Raw genomic sequence first — 21,719 nt, 5'->3', positions numbered from 1 at the left:
CCGGCGGCCGGAATTCATCGCGGGCGCTCATTGAGCCGTGCAGCAATACCGGGGTGGACACCGCGTCCATCGACCATGATCACCCTGGCAGAACGGCTTCATCGAATCCCTTAATGTGTCCAGTTCGGGGGACAACTTAGCGGTCGAAGCGGTATTTGGCTCAGGAGGACAACACGCTACCGCCGAGATCGCCGAACTGTTCAAGGTCGCCAGAAGCCTCGTGTACCGGACCCCGCAACTACCTATGAATCCTGAAATGGTCAATGCCGATAACCTAAATTTGTTAGAGGCGTGCCGGGCCCCGCCTCCGGGTAGACGGAACTATTTTCCGACAAACTTGAGGTACATACACAGGAGGCGGCCGTGCGGCTTGAGCACATTTCCATCACAGGATTTCGTTCTATCGAAAGCCTGGAACATCTGAAAATCGGGACTCCGACGCTTCTGACCGGACACAACGATGCAGGAAAGTCCGCTTCTCTCGACGCTATTCGTTTTTTACTAAACGCCTATCCTCCAAATGACAGAGATAGAACGTACCTCTCCGAAGCCGAAGAAGAAGCAGCGCCCACCGAAAACGGGACGGGTGAGAAAACTTCAGCCCAACAGACCACCAGGGTCCCGCTGACGTGCGTCGAAGGGCAGTTTCTACTTGATGCTGAGGAACAAGAAGAGCTAAGTCTCCCAGAAACAGTTCGAATCCGGCGACGCTTTCAAGCCGACGGACCCGCCGTGTACGAGAGGTTTTGTGAAGTCCCCATTGACTCTCGACTTCGGTCTTTCTCAACCCTGAAAGTCGATGGTCTGAAGGAGCTTATCGCTGAGCTCGCACTAATCCCGGAGGGGCAAACCAAGCCCATGCTACTAACGGCCCTTGAGATGGCCGCTGGGCTTGCCGACAAAATATGGCAATGGGAGCCGGTCTCGGCCGGCCTGATCAAAGCACTTCCAAAGGTCCTCAGCTTCGATCAAGCCGGCCAGAACGACGCCGAGCAGACCATTAAAGCCGCATTGCAAGCGGCATACGAAGCGCACGCCGGTCAACCAGACCTAAAGGGTAAGCTCGGCGCACTAGAAGTCGAGCTACAGGAAAAGCTTGCCAAAGACGCTGCCCAGATTCGCCAGCACATCATGGACAGATGCAGTGACATCGGCCAGGTAACCATCGTTCCGGATGTCAGCTTCACCTCTGGTCTCAAAGCAACGCAGGTCAGCGTGACTGCCAAAGAAGGAGAAGGCGTCAGGCTCGGCGAAGCGGGCGCCGGGAGAGCTCGACGGTTAGCCTTGGCGGTCTGGGAATACACCCGTGGCTTGCTCGCGGGCCCAGGCGTCGGAAATGTCGTTCTCCTGTATGACGAGCCCGATACTCATCTCGATTATTCGCATCAGCGAGACCTGATGAGACTCTTCCGGGAGCAATGCGAACTCCCGAATATCCAAATGGTCATAGCGACGCACTCGATGAACCTTATCGATGGCGTCGATATCAGCGATGTTGTACATGTCAGACATGAGGGTCACCGAACAGTAATCGACCGGATTGCCGATGAATCCGATGTTGGTCGCCACTTGGGATCCGTCGCGGCTTCTCTCGGGCTGAGGAACACCGTCCTCCTACACGAGCGGTTGTTCGTCGGAGTGGAAGGCGTGTCCGAGCAAGGCGCCTTCCCCGTTCTATTCAGATTGTCGATGGGAAGGCATTTGGAATCATGTGGGATCGCGCTGTGGGCCTGCCGCAACAATGAGGGAGCAACTGACTTTGCGAAGTTCCTGGTCGAGCACGACAGAGAAGTTGCTTTCGTCATTGATGCCGATTCCAAGTCTGCCAGCAATAACGCTATGTCAGACAAGCGCCTAGCGGCCAAGGGGCTCGATCCGAATAAGCATGCACTTTACATTGGTAATCCCAAAGAATTTGAAGATGTCTTTTCTGATGCTCAGTGGGTCAGAGTTGCCAACTCCAAATGGCCGCGGGTTGACAAGACGCCGTGGGCTGAAACACATATCAGCGATCTGAGGAAGTCGAAGAAGTTCAGCGATGAACTACTGTCCATGTTCAAGACGGAAAGCTTGTCCGGCCCTATGCGAAAGCAGCAGCTAACCATGGAAATGGCCATGAGCCTCACTACGCCCGATGATGTCCCAGAAGATCTCCGGGCCGTATTCGAACAGTTACAAGCCCGTGCGACGTGACAATTAGACAAAGCGTTACGAACTGACCCGTCGCGCTCGGGCTAGCATCCGGGCCTTGCGCTGCTCGTCGGTCGGCGGCTCCCAAGGATGCAGCCCCGTGGCCCGACAGAATTGATAACCATGCCCGCGCGATTCATGACCACATCGCCTGCAGCCGTTGGGCGCGGGCGCTTCCTCGTGACGTACCCGCGTCCGCATTGCATCCATTGCAAAGCTTCCTCCCTTCACCATTATTCGAAAAGTCTTGCACAAGGCACCGACGATATTTCATAAAACCTGATCCAAGCTAAGGACGTAGCTCAACATCGCGGCCTAGTGCAGGTGGTTGGTTAGCCTTAAAACTCGACCGGCCAGCGAGGGCTGAAGGAGTTCCCCGTGGGCACCGATAACCGAATATTCGAAACGCTCCAGCTCCTTATTGCGTTTCGCGTCATGCACCAGCCGAAGAGACGAGGCTCCGTGCCCGGCTTGCCGGGGCGGAGACTGTAGGGCTCAATTTCGCGCGTTTCTACGGAACCATCGGATTCAGCGGCGGTTATGAGTACTGTCCTTTGAGCACGGGCTTCTTCCATCAAGATTTCCATCGGTGTCATACAGGAAGTGTGTCAGATGCGGACGGGTTCCGAGATTCGACGACCGATGAAACGCCGATAACAGCGCATATTACGTTTCGACGCCGGAGGTGTCGGGTGCCTGGACAGAAACTATTTCGCTAGACATCCTCCGAATCAAAGTCCGTGTGCTCATTGGGTTCGGCCCATTCGAGTGCGGCGACAAGATTGTCTTCGGCCGGGAGAGCGTCTCGTTCTGCAACGGGGAGTTTGTCGTAGGTGTAGGCGGCGACTGCCATGGGGGAGGTGGAGCGGCCCAGGCTGTAACGGAAGCTGCGGTCATTCTTCGTACCACAAATCAGGATCCCGATTGTTTCATTGTGATGGTCCCGGCGGAGCGTGTCGTCGACGAGGGCTACATAGAAGTTCAACTTGCCCTCCCATTCCGGCTGAAACTTACCTGTCTTAAGTTCGATGACGACGTACCGAAGCTGTTCGATGTGAAAGAACAGCAAATCGACGTAGTAGTCGTCACCGTCGACGTCAAAATGTACTTGCCGCCCGACGAAGGAAAAGCCCGGCCCGAGCTCCCGCAGGGTTTCGGTGATTCTGTTCGTTAGTGCATTCTCGAGGTCCCGTTCGGCGACTTCACCGGACAGGCCAAGGAACTCGAAGTTGTAAGGGTCTTTGGCGACTTGTTGGGCGAGCTCCGAATCTGGTGCAACAAGCTGTTGCACAAAGTTCGACGGCGCTGCCCCGGTGCGTTCCATGGATTTGCTCATCATCATGTTCAGGAGTACGTTCCTGGACCAGCCGTATTCGACGGCCGCCGACGCGTACCAGGCCCGTTGCGCCGAGGTTTCCGCTTTGTCCAACAAGACGGTGATGTGACCCCACGGCAATTGTGCAACAGGCTGTTGCACAATTGGATCCGGCCATGCGGCTGCGAATCCACGCATATAGAAAAGATTGCGGCGCGACAGTCCCTTCATCTCCGGGAACTCCGGAACTGGCTGAATACGTCCTCCCAGAGGCGGCTCCGATCCCCTTGAAGCCCACTCTTTGCATGCCACACACATGTGTAGAGATACGGGCATCGGTTTCTGCAGCCAGTCACACGCAGAATTAATTGCCGCGTCATTTCCTGACGGCCATCACCGGGCACAGCCTCTGCCGCAGGGAACCTAGACATCAACCGACTAGGCTTTCGGCATGGGCAAAGCAAGCCGGCAAGGCACCCAGAAAGCTGCGCGCAGCATCAAGATCCACGATGCTTCCGCTGTCATCAGCGCGCTGGAAACAGCGGCGCGGCTGCAGAACGATGCGGCAGCTGCGGCGGGCGCTTACGGCACACTGAACCAGTGGGCCCAAAGTCCGGTCATGCTCCGTGTCGACCACGACTTCGCCATTGCACTTGCTGACACGGACGCCAACGTCGAAATAACCGGTGACTGGCTGGACAAACAAGCGTATGGCGCTGTTGGCTTCTCGTTCCCGGATCCACTGGTCCTGTCCCGCAGCAACCATATCTACCGCTACAACGGTTTAGTGGCCTGCGGAATCACCCTGACCGGCACCACCACTACCTACGGACCGATCGGAGAAGCGGCGGGCATTCTTTGCCTTTGGACTTACTCGGTGGACGACCTTCCCATTCCTGGCCTGCAGCCGGTCATTTTCATGACTCGCGGGGAATTGATCGCAGGACAAACCCTGGGCGACTACATCGCAGAAGCAGCACGGCGTCAGGATTTCGGTGGGGACAAGGCGGTCGGGGCGTTCATGACATCTCTGTCGTTGCAACTCATGTTGTATCTGGGCGCTTCTGACCGTGACGTGGACTGGGTTCCGCCCGCCAGTGTAGCCCGACCCCACCATATGCGGGACGCGCAGATCGGGAACCTCGGCTGGCGGGTCGGACAGGCGTTTCGTCAAATCCGTGGCCACAAGGCAACGGAAAGACCTGACGACTCCGGCAGCTGGCGGATGCCACCTCACATCCGTCGAGCTCACTACCAGCGTGTTCGGGTCGCCGCACGTGATGAGTCCGGCCGGATCATTGGTTCGCAGCGTGGTGCCGAGGGGATTGACTGGGCTTATGAGACGCGTTGGATACCGCCGACACCAGTTAAAGCGGCCTCCGGAATCGGTCCCGTGGTTCACGATCTCATTTCCCCGGGACATTAACGAGCAGGATGACGTCATGATCAACGCTTCCTGGAACTAAAGCCACCGGCCTTGCGGTTCAACTAACCCGGGTTACATATTCGTATCGACTCCGATATAATTACGTAATGGCCTTGAGTGTTCCAGAACTGGCGAAACGCCTCCACGTCAACGAAAGCCGGGCACGCCTTCTCGTGAGGTCAGGCCGCATCCCTGCCCAGATGGTCGGCGGACAATGGATCATCGATGAAGCAGACGCTGCCAAATACAGGGCCGGTGGACCCTCGGGGCGGCCCTTATCCGAGCGCAGCGCCTGGCAGCTTCTCAAGCACGCACGCAATCACGCGGTTCACAAGGCAGATGATCCCGACCTGTCACCAGTCGAAAGGCACCGACTAAACCAACGATTGCAGCGGTTGCAGGAATCACCGGACCCGTTGACTCTCCTCAACGCGTTGCTGGCCAAGCGCGCCGAGAAGCAGGAGTTCTACTCCAACCCCGCAGACCTTTCAGAACTGCGCGAGGACCCGCGCCTCCGGCTTTCCGGAGTCTCCCATCCGGATTCCGGGCTGCTATCCGGATCCGAGCTCGAGGCATACGTGAGCCGCAAGGACTTCAACGGTCTCGTCCGGGACTGGTTCCTCGTAAATGCGGCCATCGGCCAACGGGCCAACATCGTCCTCCACATCGCCGACGATGTACCCGAGGAACTCCCTCGCCTGTTGGTGGCCGCCGATCTGGCCGAACGGCCAGGTGTCCGTGAACGCAATGCCGCCCTCGACATCATCAGGAGCATCCGTGCCGATTGAACTGCCCGCAATGCTCATCGAACAGCAGGAAGCCTGGAATGCTGTCTTCGAGATCCACAAGGCCATGTCCCACGGATGGGTCCTTGTCGGCGGCCAGGCCGTTTATCTCCACGCGATTGAGCGCAGCGCCCCGCTTGTCCGGCCCACCAAAGACGCCGACATGGCTCTGGACATCCGCGCGTACCCGAGGATGCTTCATGACTTCACTGCATTGCTCGTGAGCCTCGGTTTCGAATCGGCCGGCGAATCACTCGAAGGGCACCAGCATCGCTGGCTGCGCGGCGAGGCCATTGTGGATGTCCTCATCCCCCGGCATCTGGGGGAACGGGCAAACAGCCGCCGAGGGGTCACCGGCGGCACCACCATTGCAGGCCCGGCAAGCCAGCAAGCCCTTGACCGGGGAGAAACCGTGGACGTCATCGCCGGGACCGCGGCGGGAAGCGTCAATAGACCCACGCTGCTCGGTTGCCTGATAGGCAAGGCCGCCGCCTTGAAAATCTTGGACGACCCGAACCGGGAACGACACATCACCGACTTTCTTACACTCGCGGCTGTCGTTGGTGCCGGGGACCTTCGGGGCGTCAGGTACCAGCCCGCAGAACGCGACCACCTGGCCAATATGCTCGGCCATTTGGCCAATGGCCCGCAACTCTTGGAGCTCGTGCCGGAGGGGGCGCCGGGCGTGGAGCGGCTTCGGATCTCGCTGAGCTAACACCCAACCTGCATCGGCGGTCGATCACTTTCGACTTGTCGATAGATTTCTTCGAACAGCCGCTTCCGGCTCGAGGACGTGCCATTGTTGGTGTCGAAGACGATGCTGGACACAACCTACCCAATTCGACAACGGCGTCACCTGGCGTTGCTTTTCGCCATTCGCGCCGGAGCCGGTCCCGTTTCTTGCCTCCGGCAGGTCGGTCCGGTATGCAAGACTTACTTTCGTCGTTCAACCTAGGCGGGGGCACCAATGAGGCTTACATCTGTTCATATTAAGAGGTTCAAGAGCGTCGATGATTCCGGAAAATTCGACCTTGAACCCGATGTAACCGCATTGGTGGGGAAGAATGAATCCGGAAAGACAGCGGCACTCCAGGCCCTGTACCGAGTCAACCCGGTCGCTTCCGGCTACGCCCGCGGGTTCGACGCGCTCAGGGACTATCCTCGCGGGGACTACAACGAGGATGAGGCCGATGGAAACATCGCCAAGTCGTCGCCTGTCACAGCGGTCTTCTCCTTGGACGACGACGACAAAGACGCCATCGCTGGACAATTTGGGTCCAAGACATTCACAGGTGATGCGATCACAGTCAGTCGTCACTACGACGACGACACGATGTTCATGACTGTGGAAATCGATGAACTTGCAATGGCCAAGCATTTTGTGGCCGCCGCCGGTCTCGATGAAAACAAGTACGCCGCTGGAACGTCTCTGAAGGCCATTATTGACCGGCTCCAAGGCGAAAATGAGGCGCCTGCCGTCATCGCGCTCGGCGAAAAACTAGCAGAAATGGACTTCAAACAGGAAGTCAGAACCTTCCTCCGGCCCCTGATCCCTAAGTTTGTCTATTTTGACGAGTGGGGGACGATCGGCGATGACATCCCCGTCAACCGTCTCCTAGACGACGAATCGGATTTGACTCCCTCTGAACGCACGGCACTGTCATTGCTCAGGGTCGCCAAAGCCGACGCCGGGCGATTCACTGAGGAGAACTACACTATGCGGAAGGCCTCCATGGAGGGAGCCGCAAACAGCCTCACCCGAAAACTCTTCAAGTACTGGAGCCAGAACCAGGACCTTCGCATCACTCTGGATGTCGACATGCGCAAGACCGCGATCGAGCCCATTGTGAGCCAGCAGGGCCTCAGCGTGCCCCAGTTCGACTTTGATCCCTACTTGAAGATAGGCGTGTTCAACAATCGCCACCAAGTCACCCTCGACATCGGCCAGCGATCCCGAGGGTTTCTCTGGTTCTTCTCCTTCCTAGCCGCCTTCAGTGAATACGCCCGCGACAAGACACCGAAGATCATCCTGCTTGACGAGCCAGGCCTAAGCCTCCATGCAACGGCCCAGGCCGACCTGCTTCGATACATCGAAGATGAACTGGCCCCGCACCACCAGGTCATCTACACCACACACTCACCCTTCATGATCGATGCCTCCCACATCGAACGATGCCGGACCGTGGAGGACCGACAGCACGAGGGCACAAGGATCACCGCCGACGTTCTACGCGCCGGACAAGAAACGATGTTTCCACTGCTCGCCGCAATCGGCGTTGATCTGGCACAGACACTTCTCATCGGCCCACACCAACTGCTCGTCGAAGGCCCGAGCGATCTTATGTACCTCGCCATCATGTCCGAAGCCGTGAAGACGCGAACAGATGATCCTACGGCGGGGCTAGACCCCCGATGGAGCGTCGTCCCTGCCGGCGGGATCGAGAAAATGCCCGCGTTCATCAGTCTGTTCACTGGCAGCAATCTCAACATTGCCGCCATGATCGACGTCGCGGCAAAGGGAAACCAGCGCATCGACGACATCATCAACAGAGGTCTCATCGAGCATTCAGCCATCATTCGACTGACCGAATTCACAAACACCCGAGAAGCAGACGTAGAAGACCTCTTTGACCGCACATGGTACTTGGAACTCTTGGACGAATCCGGCATCGGCAGTTTCTCCTTGGACAGCCTCAATCCAGGTCGCGTCATGCCCCAGATCGAGCGCCTTTTGGGCGGGAGATTCGACCACTACCACCCCGCCAGCTTCCTCAGCCGCAACCCGACCTTCATCGACAAACTAACAGACGAAGACATACTGCGCTTTGGCAAATTATTTGGTCGTCTCAACAACATGCTTCCAGCTCCCCGGACTGACGAGTCTAGGGTGCCTCTTCAATAGAAGCAGCGACAACCGACGTTAGCGTTTCCTCCAGCGTTCCGTTGGCGTCGACCCCAGATCCGCCCTGGGTGGGGGCTCGGACGCAAGTCGGACAGGGAATGAACGAGGCGTGTGGCGTCGCGCGGTCCGACGAGTCGGCCGTTGATCACATGCTCGGTGCGGGACGGGGAGTCCGCGCGGCCACCCAGCCGGGCCGCAAGGTGCTCGGAGCCGACGTCGAGGATAAATTCGTGAAAGGGAGCTGATCGACGTTCGGCAAGGCCCTCGAGGACTTCGATGAAGTCCGTGCGGGTGAGGTACCGCCCGACAAAGACGTCCCGCCCGGACCCTAGCTGTTCGTCGGCGATGGCCAGCGCCAGCTGACGCGCGTGGAGCCCGGAAGCGATCTGTCTTCCTCCCAGCCGCCCAGAGCGTGCTTGATCTGATCGACGTCCAATGCCAAGCTCGCTTAACTAGCCCAAGATAGCCATCATAGCGGCGGGATAACTTCCTTTGCCACCGGGCTTTCGAGAACAGCGGGGCCGCCAGTGCACTCGGATCTGCGTTGGTCAGCTGACTCGCGGCCTTCCAGAACTTTTCGTAGGCTTCAGAGATGAATTTCGATCCCAATTTGTCCAGGGGCGTAATCACGCCTTTACGGTGAGCGATTGGCGCGGCAGTCCCTCCATCTCCGGGAACTCCGCCCTTAGGTCCTCTGCCAGTCGTCCAATGACCCCGCTCCCCCTGCTCTCGACTTCCTGGCGCTCCAGGATCGCCCGCCCAATGGACCAATACAACTCGACAAGCTGGATGTTGTTGTTCGCAGCGCCTTGGTGCGCGATTCCCGGACCCGGTTCTTGAGCTCGACGAGGAGCTCTGGGTAGCCGGCAGGGAGGGCAAGATCACGGGTGTCCGTCATGAAGAAGTGCGAGCCTCTGGCCGACCGCGTGGATCCCTGTCATCATTTCGACCAGCTTCCGTCCCTTGCGACTGACATCCTCTACGCTCCATAGATTCGCTCTTCGCCGCCTTCGGGAGACCCACCCCGAATCGCCCGGTAGCGGCCGCAACACACGGCCAGACCCTCCACGCTGGCAGCGTTTTCATCCAAAACGTGGGGTAAACGTGGGGTGGGTTCAGAACTCGCGGTGAAAAAGACCCCATCCCACCTGACTTGACTCACGGGCCTAGTTTTCGATGCAGCAGGGCTCTGACCTGCGGCAATGCCTTCCGCCTGGTGCTTTAGCAAGCACTAATTGGTGTTGATCTAGTGTCGCGGTGCGGTCCAGCCCGGCGCGCGTCTTCGTCCCAAAACGTGGGGTAAACGTGGGGTGGGTTCAAAACTAAACGCGAAAAAGGCCCCCCACTCCCACGTTTCCGCAGGTCAGAGGGCCTTCATTGTGGAGCTAAGGAGATTCGAACTCCTGACCTCTTCTCATGGGACGGTGTATTTCACTGTCCGCCACCGGCGTATGACGTCCTGACTGTCCGCGGACCTTAGCGGTTTTCCGCGGGGGTCGAGGCATTCTGCGGTCATCGTCGCACGCGGTCAGAGTGGTGATAGCTGGCTCGATCAGTTCCTGTTGAGGCCGAACTTACGTGTCATCAGGGCGTCCTTGTCCCGGTCGGCGATCTCCAAAACAGGCAGTTTCGCCGCCGTTTCGCCGTACCGGTACCAGGCCTGGGTATTGACGCCCCACTCAACTACCAGCCGGCCAACCAGAGGAGAGAGGAAGCTACTCGAGGCGCAAGTCGAAATGGATTTCAGCGTCTGTACGCTGGACCTCACCATAATTCTCGAAGACTCCGAATAACCGCGATCGATGCCCGCCGTCGGCAACCGGTATCACCCAGTACCGCGACGGCTTCTTGGCGAACTGTCCAGGCCACGGACCCGGGCCCGAGCTCTCCAGAGTGTCGGAATAGCTTGTCTAGGAGCCGGCGGGTTTAGACCTCACGGGTGCACAGTCCGCTGGCTGAAGCCATCGCAGCCGCGAGCAAAAACGCCGCCATCTGTTCGCCGATCCCGGCGACCCCCGCGGCCAGTCGGAGGCGTCGCCGCGAAGCGTGGCGTCGTAGGAGTACTGCTCGGGCAAGCCACTGGCCTCTCAGAATCGTTTCACGAGTATCCGCTCGCTAGGTCAAGCAGTCAACAAAACCCGAGTAGTCCCGCATCTAGCTCCGAGCCCGCGCATGCATTGACGGCATGTACGTCGAAGGCTCAGAGCGGACGCCATCGGCTCCTCCATAAAGCAGACGTAAGTTTGGACACTGTCCACACCCACTTTGGCAGGTCAAACCCACAGGCACAGCACTCCCCCGTAGGACTCGAAGTAGCTCTCCAGGAGACTTCCGCGCCAAGCCCGGTTTCATCACGTTGTGCCCGGAACCCCGAACCATGAACGGGTGTTGGCCATCCACGACCAACGCGAGCGAACCGGAACGAGGAACCGCATTACCCCACCCACAGCGGGCGGGAGGCCCACCAGCCAGGGCCCTGAAGCCGTCACCCACACACCTGAATAGGCCACCGCGGCGGCCAGGCCAAAGCCCGCGAACTTAGCGGCAGAGGGACGCCATCACAAGCTTTGTACGCACGTTATAGCAAAAACCCCCTCTGGCGAGGGGGAATGCTGTGCCCGAGGTGGGACGCGAACCGCATTCCAACCCTTGAAACATAGGGAACTCCCGAAAACATGCCGAGTACGGGCCAGCTCGGCCGATGTACGGCCCAGACCGACGGCAAAGGTGTTGACAGCGTTAACACACCGGGAATGCGAGCTTTATGGACTAGGGAGATCCGAACTTCTGCCGGGCGCGCGGCTTATTGCCTGGCCGGACCGGCGGTCATGTATTCGCGCAGTCCAGGGATGGCGAAGTCCACGAGCCCGTCAACGGATAACCGCCCATGCCCTCCGCCGCGACCCTGGCCAGCTCACCGTCCAGGGCCACGCCCGCCCCGGCGAAGGTTTCGGCGAACGAACGCTCCAACTCCGTGATCGAGGCCGCATGCAGATCGATCTGGCTCGCGATCTCCAAAACTCCGTGATGCACGTCATGGAAACTCCTTGACAAACTTGTACAAGTATTTCCATACTGATGAGGCAAGGTTTCAACGAAGCAACTGGAGGGCCGATGGCCGCAAAACTGACTGACGTCGCAAAACTCGCGGGAGTGTCGCTCGCAACGGCGTCACGGGCCTTTGGCGATCCGGGCCGGCTTGCCGCTGAAACCCGACAGAAGGTCATGGACGCGGCCGTTCAACTTGGCTACGACGTCCCGGGGCTCTCGGGCAGCCGGACGTTCGGTGTCATCGTCCCGGACATCTCCAACGCCGTCTTCGCGGCCCTGATCAAGGCCATCCAGGATCAAGCCTGGCACGGTCGGCACCGCATGGTCCTGGCTGATACCTCCGAGTCATCCACCCGTGAACGTGAGCACCTGTCCGCTTTTGCATCCGGGGTAGACGGCATCATCCTGTGCTCCCCCCGGCTCCCCTCCAAGGACATCCACAACCTTGCCGGCAACGCACCGCTCGTGGTGATCAACGGCGAAGCCGAGCACGCAGCGCGGGTGTTGATGGAAGTCGGCGAGGGACTCCGCCAGGCGGTGGAGCACCTTTATGCGTTGGGGCACCGGAAGCTGGCCTACGTTCCCGGCCCGGCGTCCTCTTGGGCCAACAGCCAGCGCCTCGCCGCGGTCACCCGGCTTTGTGATGAGTGGGGCATCGAACTGGTCACCGTTGGTAACCAGAACGCGACGGTCGACGGCGGACTGGCCGCCTCCGCTTCGGTGGTCGCGAGCGGTGCCACGGCCGTCATCGCCTACAACGACTTGGTGGGCATCGGCGTGCTCGCCGGCGCGCGGACCCTCGGTTACCACTGCCCTGAGGACATCAGTGTTGTGGGCATCGACGATCTTGACATCGCTGCGGCGGCCGAGCCAGGGCTGACCTCGGTCCGTGTACCTATTAGCCGAAGCGGCTCCTTGGCGCTGGAACTCCTGCTCGAACAGATCGCCGGCAAACCGACCGCCACCGAGGCGGTCCACCTCAACTCCCAGCTCATCGTGCGCGGATCAACCTTCGCCGCCCGCAACGCAGACCATACCCTCCAGGGAAAGTAACCATGAGAATCGTCATCGCAGACTCCAACCTGATGCCGCAACGTGCCACCTTCGAAGCGGCATTGCCGAACGGCACCGTCACCTCCTGGCACGAGAGTTGGAACGAACACTCGGTCCTGACAGACCTGAAAGACGCCGACGTCTATGTTGGACCGAAGTTCACCGCTGCCATGGGCGCCGACGCCCGGAACCTCCGGCTGGTCCACGTCGCCGGGGCCGGCTATGACGGGATCGATGCCGACGCGCTGCCAGCCGGGACCGTCTGCGCCAACACCTTCCACCATGAGGGCTCCATCGCCGAGCACATCGCCACCGTGCTCGTGGCTCTGCGACGCAACCTGCTGGGCCAGGATGCCGCCCTGCGCACCGGCGTCTGGTCTTCGTCCGTCTACTCCTCCGACATCCGCCAGCCAGAAACGCTGCGCGGAGCGGTGGTGACCTTCCTCGGATTCGGCCACATCGGCAGCGCCGCCTGGAACCTGCTGCAGGCCTTCGGCGCGGAAGGCATTGCCATCACCCGCAGCGGCTCCGTCAGCGCCGAAGAACACTCCCTGCGGTGGACCGGGACCACGGAGCGCCTGGGCGAGGCCCTCAGCGAATCCGACGTGCTGGTGGTCAGCATCCCGCTCGACGCCGGAACCACCTCCCTGATCGGCGCGGCGGAACTGGACGACCTCGGCCCCGACGGGCAGATCGTCAACGTCGCCCGCGGGCCCGTCGTCGACGAAACCGCGCTCTACGATGCGCTGAGGGACCGCCGGATCGCCGGCGCCGCCATCGACGTTTGGTACCAGTACCCCGGCCCGGAGGGACGCGGGGAACCGTCAGCCCTGCCCTTCGGCCGCCTGGACAACATCATCATGACCCCACACTCCTCCGGCGTCACCGCCGAAACCTTCCGCGGCCGCGCAATCGAAATCGCTGAAAACATCACCCGACTGTCCACGAACCAGCCCCTGAAGAATGTAGTGATCTCCCGATGACCCGAAAAATCGTCGACGTCGACGTCATAGTCACCAGCCCAAGCCGCAACTTCGTCACCCTCAAAATCACCACCGACGACGGCATCATAGGCTGGGGCGACGCCACCCTGAACGGCCGGGAACTCTCCGTAGCCAGCTACCTCCGCGACCACCTCGCCCCCGCCTTGCTCGGACGGGACCCCGACCGCATCGAAGACACCTGGCAGTACTTTTACCGGGGCGCCTACTGGCGCCGCGGACCCGTCACCATGGCAGCCATCGGAGCGATCGACCTCGCCCTCTGGGACATCAAGGGCAAGGCACTGGACGTACCCGTCTACCAGCTGCTCGGCGGAGCCGCCAGGGACAAGATCCTCACCTACACCCACGCGACCGGCTGGGACCTCCCCGAACTCCTCGACTCCGTTGACCGCCGCCGCGAACAAGGCTTCCGTGCCGTCCGCGCCCAGTCAGGTGTACCGGGCCTGGACAAGGTCTACGGTGTCACCAAGGGAGCTGCCGGCTATGAGCCCGCCGGCCGCGGCGCCGGACCGGTCGAAGAGGACTGGGACACTTCCGCCTACCTCCGCCACGCCCCGAAAGTCCTGACCGCCGTCCGCGAGCACGTCGGGCCCGAACTGAAGCTGCTCCACGACGTCCACCACCGCCTCAACCCCACCGAAGCCGCCCGCCTGGCCCGGTCCCTCGAAGACGTAGACCTGTTCTGGCTCGAAGACGTCACCCCGGCCGAAAACCAGCGTCTCCTGCGCACCCTTCGCCAGCAGACCACCATCCCGCTGGCCATCGGCGAGGTCTTCAACACCATCTGGGACTGTGAGCAACTCATCACAGAACGCCTCATCGACTTCATCCGAACCGCCGTCGTCCACGCCGGAGGCATCTCCCACGTCCGCAAAATCCTGGCGCTGGCCGAGGTGTACCAGATCAAGGGCGCACCCCATGGCCCCTCCGATGTCTCCCCGATCAACCTGTCGGCATCGCTGCACCTCGGCCTGGCGACCACCAACTTCGCCATCCAGGAATACATGGGCTACGACCCCCTGGTGTCGGAGGTTTTCCAGTCCAGTTTCCGGTTCGAGGACGGCTATCTCCACCCCGGCGAAGAACCCGGCCTCGGCGTCCACATCGACGAAGCAGCGGCAGCCCGGTTCCCCTACAAGCAGGCCTACCTACCCATCGCACGGGAGCTCGACGGCTCCATGAAGGACTGGTGAACCATGGCCACCTCGCCACTGACCGCGGCCATCCCTGGAATCCTGCGGCGGCCGGCAGCACCGGCCCCGGGGATTGTCCATCTGGGCCTCGGCAACTTCCACCGCGCACACCAGGCCGTCTACACCGACGCCGCCATCACCGCTAACGGCGGTGACTGGGGCATCATCGGCGTCGCCAGCCGCTCCACCACCATCCCGGACGCTATGCACACCCAGGACATGCTCTACACCGTGGTGGAAATATCACCCACGGGCTCAGCTTTCACTGTTCCCCGCGTACACACGGACGCCTTCACGGCCGCCGCCGACCCGGACCGCGTAACAAAGGCAATCGGCGACGCCGGTACCAGGATCGTGTCCCTCACCGTCACCGAGAACGGCTATAACTACACCCCCGCCACCGGCTCACTCAACCTCCAGGACCCGGCAATCCGGCGCGATCTGGCCCACCCCGGCTCACCGCAGACTCCGATCGGGCAGATTGTCCGGGGCCTGCAGCACCGGTCCCGGTCCCACGGCGAACCCGTCGCCATCCTCAGCTGCGACAACCTGGCCGACAACGGCCACCACACACAGCGTTTGGTCCGTGAATTCGCGTCCCTGCTCCCGGCCGCCGAAGCCGCCGAAGCCCTTGCCTTCATCGACGCCCGCACCAGCTTCCCCTCCTCCATGGTGGACCGCATCGTGCCGGCCACCACGGACCACTACCGGAGGATGGTCGCATCCCACCGCGGCTACGACGACCGGATCCCGGTCCCCGCTGAACCGTTCAGCATGTGGATCATCGAGGACAACTTCATTTCCGGTCGCCCCACCTGGGAGGACGGCGGAGCAGTGTTTTCCGACGAGGTGGCCGCGTACGAGCAACTGAAGGTCCGGCTCCTGAACGGCACGCACTCCCTCATCGCCTACCTCGGGGCCCTGACCGGCGCCGTCACCATCCCCGAATCCATTTCGCACCCTTCCATCGAACTGGCTGCCCGCTCCGTGCTCCGCCACGAGTACCTGCCCACCGTTTCGGTGCCGCGCGATGTCGACGTGGACGCCTACGAGGAAGAGCTCTTCACCCGCTGGCGCAACACTGCCCTCGGTCACCGCACCAGCCAGGTGGGATCCGACGGATCCGTCAAACTCCGCCAGCGAATCCCGCTGCCTGCACTGCGGCTGCTCGACGACGGCGGAATGCCCCAGCTCCTGGCCCTCACCACCGCCGCGTATCTCGCATGCATTGCCCCGCTGCCAGGCTTCGATCCCGGACCACAGGCCCACGCCATGGAGGACCCGGCACGCGCACTGCTGGCAGGCCTCGCAGCAGGATCCCGCTCCGGGCACGACCTCGCCCGCAAGGTCATCGGCGACCACCACCTCCTTGGCGAGGAACTTGCCGAACGCGACGCCTTCATCCTGCGCACCGGCGAGTTCATCGACATTATTCACACAGCGGGACCAATGGCCGCCATCACAGAAGCCGGAACACCCGTTTCCCTCGCTTCAGCCCCGGCCCTCCAACCCACACGGAGCACACCATGACCACCCAAGCGATCCACGAAACGAACACGCCTGCGCTTCCCACCGGCACCCAGGCCGCCGTGCTGCACGGCGCCCGCGATCTGCGCATCGAGCACAAGGTACTGACACCCCTAGGCCCGGATGACCTCCTGGTCGAAATGCGCTCCGGCGGAATCTGCGGCTCGGACATGCACTACTTCGCCGAGGGACGAAACGGCACCAACGTGCTGCGCCAGCCCACGGTCCTGGGACACGAAGGCGCCGGCGTGGTCATCGCTGCGGGACCCAACGCGAAAGTGGCCCCCGGCACCGCCGTCGTCATTGAACCCGCACTGCCCTGCCGGGAATGCGCCACCTGCCTGTCCGGACGCTACAACCTCTGCCCCACCGGAACCTGCTTCGGATCTCCCCCGACCGATGGGCTTTTCGCGCGCCACGTGGTGGTCCCCGAAGCCGCCGTCCACCCCTTGCCGGACACCATCCCGGCCGAAATCGGCGCCGCGATCGAACCGCTCGCCGTCGCCGTCTGGGCCGTCGAACGGGCGCAGGTCCGCAAAGGCCACCGGGTCCTGATCACCGGCGCCGGACCCATCGGACTGCTCGTCGCCCGTGTCGCGGCATCCCGAGGCGCCGCCGAAATCGTAGTGACGGACGTGAACGACGACCGCCTCGCCGTCGCCACAAAATTCAGCGCCACCCGCACCATCAACACCGCCACCACACCCCTGGATCTTGCAGGCATGGATCGGCTGATCGAATGCTCCGGGAACGCGCGTGCCCTCGCCGACGGCATCCAGACCCTGGCACCGGCAACCCGCGCCACCGTCGTCGGCCAGGCCAAACCCACCGTGGACGGGATTCCGCTCGGATTCCTCCAGCGCTACGAGATCGACCTCGTCACCGCGTTCCGGTACGCCAACGCGTTCCCGACGGCGATCGACCTCGCCGCCTCCGGCGTGGTGGACCTGCAGTCCATCATCACCAGCACCTACCCACTCGAAGACGCCGCCGCCGCCCTCACGGCACCGGTGGTCGACCCGACCAACCTCAAAGTCCTCATCACCTACTGATTCACCACAAACAAAAAACACAGCAGGCATCCATTCAAAGGAGTATGGAAATGACCACAGCAGCGCACGTTCCCCCGGGGAACGTTGACCAAAGCAAGGTCCGGAAGGCCGCCGTCGCCGGCCTCATCGGCACAACCCTCGAACTGTATGACTTCGTCATCTACGGCACCGCCTCCGCCCTGGTCTTCAGCAAACTGTTCTTCCCTAACGTCTCCCCCGCGGCGGCCCTCATCGCCAGCTTCACCACCTTCGCCGTAGGGTTCCTGTTCCGTCCCCTCGGCGGGATCTTCTTCTCCCATTTCGGCGACCGGCTCGGCCGCAAGTGGGTTCTGGTGGTCACCCTGCTGCTCATGGGCGGCGCCACGCTGGCTATCGGGCTCCTGCCGACCTTTGGCCAGATCGGCATCGTCGCCCCCGTCCTGCTCTGCGTCTGCCGCGCAGCCCAAGGCTTCGGCGCCGGCGCCGAGCAGTCCGGCGGCGCCACGCTGCTCACCGAATCCGCCGCGCCTGGCACCCGCGGGAAGATCGCCTCACTCATCATGGTCGGCGCCGCTGCCGGGACCGCCCTCGGCGCTCTCGTGTGGATCGCGGCCCAATCCCTCGCCCCGAACGACATGCTGACCTGGGGCTGGCGGCTGGTGTTCCTGTCCAGCATCTTCGTGACGATTGCTGCGCTGGTCATCCGGCGCAAGCTCGACGAGTCCCCCGTCTTCGAAGAAATCAAGCAGGCCCGCACCGTCCCCCCGGCCCCGCTGAAGGAAGTTGCCAACAACGGCAAGGCCAACGTCCTGCGGGTCATCCTCATGAACTTCGGCGTCAGCACCCAGTCCTACACCATCCAGGTGTTCATGGCCTCCTACCTGATCACCGTCGTCGGAACCGACCCCAAGTTCATCCCCCCGGTCCTCCTCATTGGTGCACTGTGCGGCGGGGTCGCGGCCGTCTCCTTCGGAATCCTGTCGGACAAGATCGGCCGCCGCCGCGTCGTCTCGCTCATCACCGGGGCACTGATCCTCTTTCCGGCACCGGCCTTCATGCTCCTCACCACCGGGTCCCCCGTGGCCATTGTCCTGGTGATTATCGTTGGCTTCATGCTGGCCTGCCAGGGCGTCGTCGGCGTCCACATGAGCTACTTCCCCGAAATCTTCGGCAGCCGCTACCGCTACGCCGGCGTCACCCTGGGTCGCGAATTCTCCTCGATCATCGGCGGCGGTGTCGCACCAATGATCTGCGCCGGGCTGCTGGGGCTCTTCAGCAACTCCTGGATCCCGGTCGCCATCTACATGTCGCTGACCATGGTGGTCAGCTTCATCGCGACCCGGCTCACGCCGGAAACGCTCAACCGCGACCTCACCGACCCCGAAGACGCCCGGCACCACAGCGAAATGATCACGGCAGCGGCCGGTGCGGGCGCCGACGCGACGGCAGCCCAGCACGCCAAATAGAACCCTTGACACCCGACGGCGGCACGCGCCGCCGTCGGGAACGTCACCATCGCACACCTGACCAGAAGGAAATTCAATGCAGCGCCTCGATGACCAGGGCACTCTTCTCCGCCCGGCCCCATCAGCCATCCTTAGCGCAACCCGGGTTGTGGCCGTCCTCCGTGCCAGCCATGCTTCCGAGTACGCCCCGATCATCGAAGCCCTCCAGCTGGGCGGGGTACGGAGCATCGAACTGACCTTGAGCACGCCAGGTGTATGGGACGAACTTCCTCGCCTTCAAGAAAGGTTCGGCGACGCCTTGGAAGTCGGCGTCGGAACCATCACCACGGCCGCCGAAGCAGAAACCGCCCTGGACCTCGGCGCCGCCTACATCGTGACTCCCGTCACCACTCCGGACATTATTTCCGCCTGCGTCCGTCGCGGCGTGGCCGTCTACCCGGGCGGCCTTACCCCCACCGAACTCCACGCCGGATGGAAACTGGGCGCCACAGCTGTCAAGGTGTTCCCCGCCTCCACCGTGGGTGCCGGCTATGTCTCACAGCTGCGCGGACCCTTCCCAGACATCCAGGTCATCCCTTCCGGCGGCGTGGACATCGACGACGTCCCCGCCTGGATCCGGGCAGGAGCACTTGCGGTCAGCCTGGGCGGCCCACTGCTGGGTGATGCCTTCAAAGGCGGCGACCTCCAGGAACTTACAGCCCGGGCCCGGCGCGTCCGCGACCTGGTGGACCAGACAGCAGCCGAGCTCGGAGCCGCCCGATGAACGACGCCCCATACGTTCTCACCTTCGGCGAAACCATGGCGCTGATGCGCACTGACCAGGTGGGGCCACTCGCCCACGCATCCACTCTGAGCCTGGGCATCGGCGGCTCGGAATCCAACGTCGCCATCGGGCTCCAACGGCTCGGCGTACAGGCTGTCTGGTGCGGACGCGTGGGAGCTGACTCATTGGGCGCCTTGGTGGAGCGGGAGATCCGAGCCGAAGGCGTTGACGTCCGGGCCGCCGTCGACCCTTTCGCCCCTACCGGGCTAATGATCAAGGAACGCCGGACGCCCGCCACCCAACGCGTCAGCTACTACCGGTCCGGCAGCGCCGGATCCAGGATCACGCCGGAGGACATCAACGAACAACTGGTGTCCGGAGCTGCCTTGCTGCACGTCACCGGTATCACACCCGCGCTTTCCACGCAGGCGGAATCAACCCTCAGGTATGCGGTGAACGCAGCGCGTGCCCACGGCGTGACCGTCTCCTTTGACCTGAATTACCGCGGAAACCTGTGGTCACCGGAAGCTGCACGAAGTGTCTACCGGGACATCATCCCGCTCGCCGACATCGTGTTCGCGGGCGACGATGAAGCCGCGATCGCGGTCGGCGCGGGCGACCCGGAGGAGCTCGCCCGGCGCATCTCTGCGCTCGGTCCAAGCCAGGCCGTCATTAAGCTCGGCGCGGATGGCTCGCTGGCCCTCATCGACGGCACAATATTCCGCCAAGCGGCAGTAGCCGTCGACACCGTGGACACAGTTGGCGCCGGCGACGCATTCGTCGCCGGATACCTGGCTGAACTCGTGGCAGCTCGGGAACCACAGGACAGGCTCATTACCGCCACGACAACAGGCGCATTTGCTTGCCTCGTTCCTGGTGACTGGGAAGGCCTCCCCCGCCGACACGAGCTGCCGATGCTGCAGACACGCGAGCCCGTCAGCCGCTAACGGCCACAAACCCATGGAGACCATGGTGCCTTTGACAAGCCCGGAAAGAACTCCCTACTTCATTGGCGCTTATGCCGCCGCACCAAGCCTCACGGGATGGGATCCCGTTGCTGAAGGAAAATTCCTGGCTTCCGTGTTTGCCTTGGACGATGTGGCCGGCCTGGAAATTCCCTTCTCGGGAAAGCTGCATAAAGAGGATGAAGCCTGGTTCCTGCGACAGCTCCCCGAAGATGCGTGCTTCGTTGTGACGACGATCCCCGGGACCATGGCCAGGGTGCAGGCCGACCAGAGCTTCGGCCTCGCTTCAACGTCCGCCTCCGGCCGGAGGTCGGCACTGGATTTTGTCCAGGATGCGCTGGAGTCGGTGAAGCGCCTGAACCGGCAGTTGGGGAGGCCCGCCGTCGTCGCCCTCGAGCTGCATGCTGCCCCGGTAGCCGCCAGAGATGCCGCGTCGGCTGCGGCGCTTGAAGCCTCGCTGACCGAACTGGCTGGCCGGGACACGGCCGGCGCCCGCCTCGTACTGGAACACTGCGACGCCCTAATACCAGACCAGGCCCCCGCCAAAGGCTTCCTTACCCTTGAAGCGGAGGCAGAGGCTGTCCAGCGGGCAGGTGACGCCACAGGTCATCCTTTCGGCATGGTGATCAACTGGGGGCGGTCGGTCATCGAGCAGCGGCGACCAGAGGCCGGGCACGAACACATAACCTACCTTCGTGAACGTGGACTTCTGGGCGGGGTAGTACTTTCCGGGTGCTCCAGCATTGACACAAGGTATGGTCCTGCCTGGGCTGATGTCCACGTACCGCCCGCCCCGCCAGAATCAGCCCGGTCCGGGGCTTCCGACCCGACCATCCGTTCAGATGGACTCCTTGAGCCTGGCTCGCTACTGACCATTGGGCGGATAGAAGAGTGCCTGCGGGCTGCCGGCCCCCTGTCCGAAACAGGGTTCCGGGCGATCAAGGTGGCAGCGCCGCCCAATGCCAGCGTGGAACAGCGCGTCATGGCCATTGCCCAGACGCTAGCGGTCGCGCAGCAGCCTTCCCGGAACCTCCCAGCCTGACCCTGC

The 21,719-nt window shown here is 62.1% G+C and carries 19 protein-coding genes and 1 pseudogene; 15 read left to right on the top strand and 5 right to left on the bottom strand.

What is annotated here, in order from left to right; translation table 11 throughout:
• Positions 1 to 363: 363 nt before the first annotated feature.
• Positions 364 to 2,193 carry an ATP-dependent nuclease gene (locus LFT47_RS09860; protein ID WP_236817775.1) on the top strand — a complete coding sequence of 610 codons (1,830 nt, stop codon included), beginning with the start codon at positions 364 to 366 and terminating at the stop codon, positions 2,191 to 2,193.
• 335 nt (positions 2,194 to 2,528) lie between these two features.
• On the opposite strand, the gene LFT47_RS21495 is transcribed toward LFT47_RS09860, so the two are convergent.
• Complete coding sequence (locus LFT47_RS21495) at positions 2,529 to 2,765, bottom strand: WYL domain-containing protein (protein WP_442863465.1); 237 nt, start codon at positions 2,763 to 2,765, stop codon at positions 2,529 to 2,531.
• A gap of 140 nt (positions 2,766 to 2,905) precedes the next feature.
• Positions 2,906 to 3,748 (bottom strand): annotated as a pseudogene (locus LFT47_RS09855) (PDDEXK nuclease domain-containing protein); the annotation flags it as partial.
• A 208-nt stretch (positions 3,749 to 3,956) separates the two neighbouring features.
• On the opposite strand from LFT47_RS09855, the gene LFT47_RS09850 reads away from it, so the two are divergent.
• The 5 genes from LFT47_RS09850 (at position 3,957) to LFT47_RS09830 (ending at position 8,863) form a co-directional block, all read left to right on the top strand.
• On the top strand, positions 3,957 to 4,931 hold the full coding sequence (locus tag LFT47_RS09850; protein WP_236817774.1) for a hypothetical protein: 975 nt from the start codon (positions 3,957 to 3,959) through the stop codon (positions 4,929 to 4,931).
• A gap of 107 nt (positions 4,932 to 5,038) precedes the next feature.
• Positions 5,039 to 5,719 carry a helix-turn-helix domain-containing protein gene (locus tag LFT47_RS09845; protein WP_236817771.1) on the top strand — a complete coding sequence of 227 codons (681 nt, stop codon included), beginning with the start codon at positions 5,039 to 5,041 and terminating at the stop codon, positions 5,717 to 5,719.
• On the top strand, positions 5,709 to 6,431 hold the full coding sequence (locus LFT47_RS09840; RefSeq protein ID WP_236817769.1) for a hypothetical protein: 723 nt from the start codon (positions 5,709 to 5,711) through the stop codon (positions 6,429 to 6,431). The genes LFT47_RS09845 and LFT47_RS09840 overlap by 11 nt, the downstream gene beginning before the upstream one ends.
• A 252-nt stretch (positions 6,432 to 6,683) precedes the next feature.
• Complete coding sequence (locus LFT47_RS09835) at positions 6,684 to 8,618, top strand: ATP-dependent nuclease (RefSeq protein ID WP_236817767.1); 1,935 nt, start codon at positions 6,684 to 6,686, stop codon at positions 8,616 to 8,618.
• 98 nt (positions 8,619 to 8,716) lie between these two features.
• Entirely contained in the window at positions 8,717 to 8,863 is a 147-nt protein-coding gene (locus LFT47_RS09830) for a hypothetical protein (RefSeq protein WP_236817765.1), read from the top strand.
• A gap of 381 nt (positions 8,864 to 9,244) precedes the next feature.
• Here LFT47_RS09830 and LFT47_RS21430 read toward each other — a convergent pair whose 3' ends face one another.
• The 3 genes from LFT47_RS21430 to LFT47_RS09815 form a co-directional block, all read right to left on the bottom strand.
• Positions 9,245 to 9,394, bottom strand: a complete 150-nt coding sequence (locus LFT47_RS21430; protein ID WP_336885434.1) for a DUF1016 N-terminal domain-containing protein — start codon at positions 9,392 to 9,394, stop codon at positions 9,245 to 9,247.
• Positions 9,395 to 10,170: 776 nt separating this feature from the next.
• Positions 10,171 to 10,386, bottom strand: a complete 216-nt coding sequence (locus LFT47_RS09820; RefSeq protein WP_236817763.1) for a hypothetical protein — start codon at positions 10,384 to 10,386, stop codon at positions 10,171 to 10,173.
• A 1,058-nt stretch (positions 10,387 to 11,444) separates the two neighbouring features.
• Positions 11,445 to 11,651, bottom strand: a complete 207-nt coding sequence (locus LFT47_RS09815; protein WP_236817756.1) for a hypothetical protein — start codon at positions 11,649 to 11,651, stop codon at positions 11,445 to 11,447.
• A gap of 81 nt (positions 11,652 to 11,732) precedes the next feature.
• On the opposite strand from LFT47_RS09815, the gene LFT47_RS09810 reads away from it, so the two are divergent.
• The 9 genes from LFT47_RS09810 to LFT47_RS09770 all read left to right on the top strand — a co-directional run bounded on the left by LFT47_RS09810 (position 11,733) and on the right by LFT47_RS09770 (position 21,713).
• Positions 11,733 to 12,722 (top strand): LacI family DNA-binding transcriptional regulator, encoded by a 990-nt coding sequence (locus LFT47_RS09810; RefSeq protein WP_236817754.1) that lies wholly within the window; start codon positions 11,733 to 11,735, stop codon positions 12,720 to 12,722.
• A 2-nt stretch (positions 12,723 to 12,724) separates the two neighbouring features.
• Complete coding sequence (locus LFT47_RS09805; protein ID WP_236817752.1) at positions 12,725 to 13,705, top strand: 2-hydroxyacid dehydrogenase; 981 nt, start codon at positions 12,725 to 12,727, stop codon at positions 13,703 to 13,705.
• On the top strand, positions 13,702 to 14,919 hold the full coding sequence (gene manD, locus LFT47_RS09800) for a D-mannonate dehydratase ManD (RefSeq protein WP_236817750.1): 1,218 nt from the start codon (positions 13,702 to 13,704) through the stop codon (positions 14,917 to 14,919). The genes LFT47_RS09805 and manD overlap by 4 nt, the downstream gene beginning before the upstream one ends.
• A gap of 3 nt (positions 14,920 to 14,922) precedes the next feature.
• Positions 14,923 to 16,449 carry a mannitol dehydrogenase family protein gene (locus LFT47_RS09795; RefSeq protein WP_236817748.1) on the top strand — a complete coding sequence of 509 codons (1,527 nt, stop codon included), beginning with the start codon at positions 14,923 to 14,925 and terminating at the stop codon, positions 16,447 to 16,449.
• On the top strand, positions 16,446 to 17,498 hold the full coding sequence (locus tag LFT47_RS09790) for an NAD(P)-dependent alcohol dehydrogenase (RefSeq protein ID WP_236817746.1): 1,053 nt from the start codon (positions 16,446 to 16,448) through the stop codon (positions 17,496 to 17,498). The genes LFT47_RS09795 and LFT47_RS09790 overlap by 4 nt, the downstream gene beginning before the upstream one ends.
• Positions 17,499 to 17,548: 50 nt before the next feature.
• The gene (locus LFT47_RS09785) at positions 17,549 to 18,943 is read left to right on the top strand and encodes an MFS transporter (RefSeq protein ID WP_236817744.1); all 1,395 of its coding nucleotides are present in this window, start codon (positions 17,549 to 17,551) and stop codon (positions 18,941 to 18,943) included.
• A 76-nt stretch (positions 18,944 to 19,019) separates the two neighbouring features.
• Positions 19,020 to 19,706, top strand: coding sequence for a bifunctional 4-hydroxy-2-oxoglutarate aldolase/2-dehydro-3-deoxy-phosphogluconate aldolase (locus LFT47_RS09780; protein WP_236817742.1), 687 nt, complete (start codon positions 19,020 to 19,022; stop codon positions 19,704 to 19,706).
• Positions 19,703 to 20,653 (top strand): sugar kinase, encoded by a 951-nt coding sequence (locus LFT47_RS09775; RefSeq protein ID WP_236817740.1) that lies wholly within the window; start codon positions 19,703 to 19,705, stop codon positions 20,651 to 20,653. Before LFT47_RS09780 ends, LFT47_RS09775 begins: the two co-directional genes overlap by 4 nt.
• Before the next feature lie 22 nt (positions 20,654 to 20,675).
• Positions 20,676 to 21,713 (top strand): DUF4862 family protein, encoded by a 1,038-nt coding sequence (locus LFT47_RS09770; RefSeq protein ID WP_236817738.1) that lies wholly within the window; start codon positions 20,676 to 20,678, stop codon positions 21,711 to 21,713.
• The last annotated feature ends 6 nt before the right edge of the window (positions 21,714 to 21,719 follow it).

The organism is Arthrobacter sp. FW306-2-2C-D06B (assembly GCF_021789175.1).
Lineage (GTDB): Bacteria > Actinomycetota > Actinomycetes > Actinomycetales > Micrococcaceae > Arthrobacter.
Note: the sequence above shows the minus strand (reverse complement) of the source record. Positions and strands in the feature narration are given on the sequence as shown.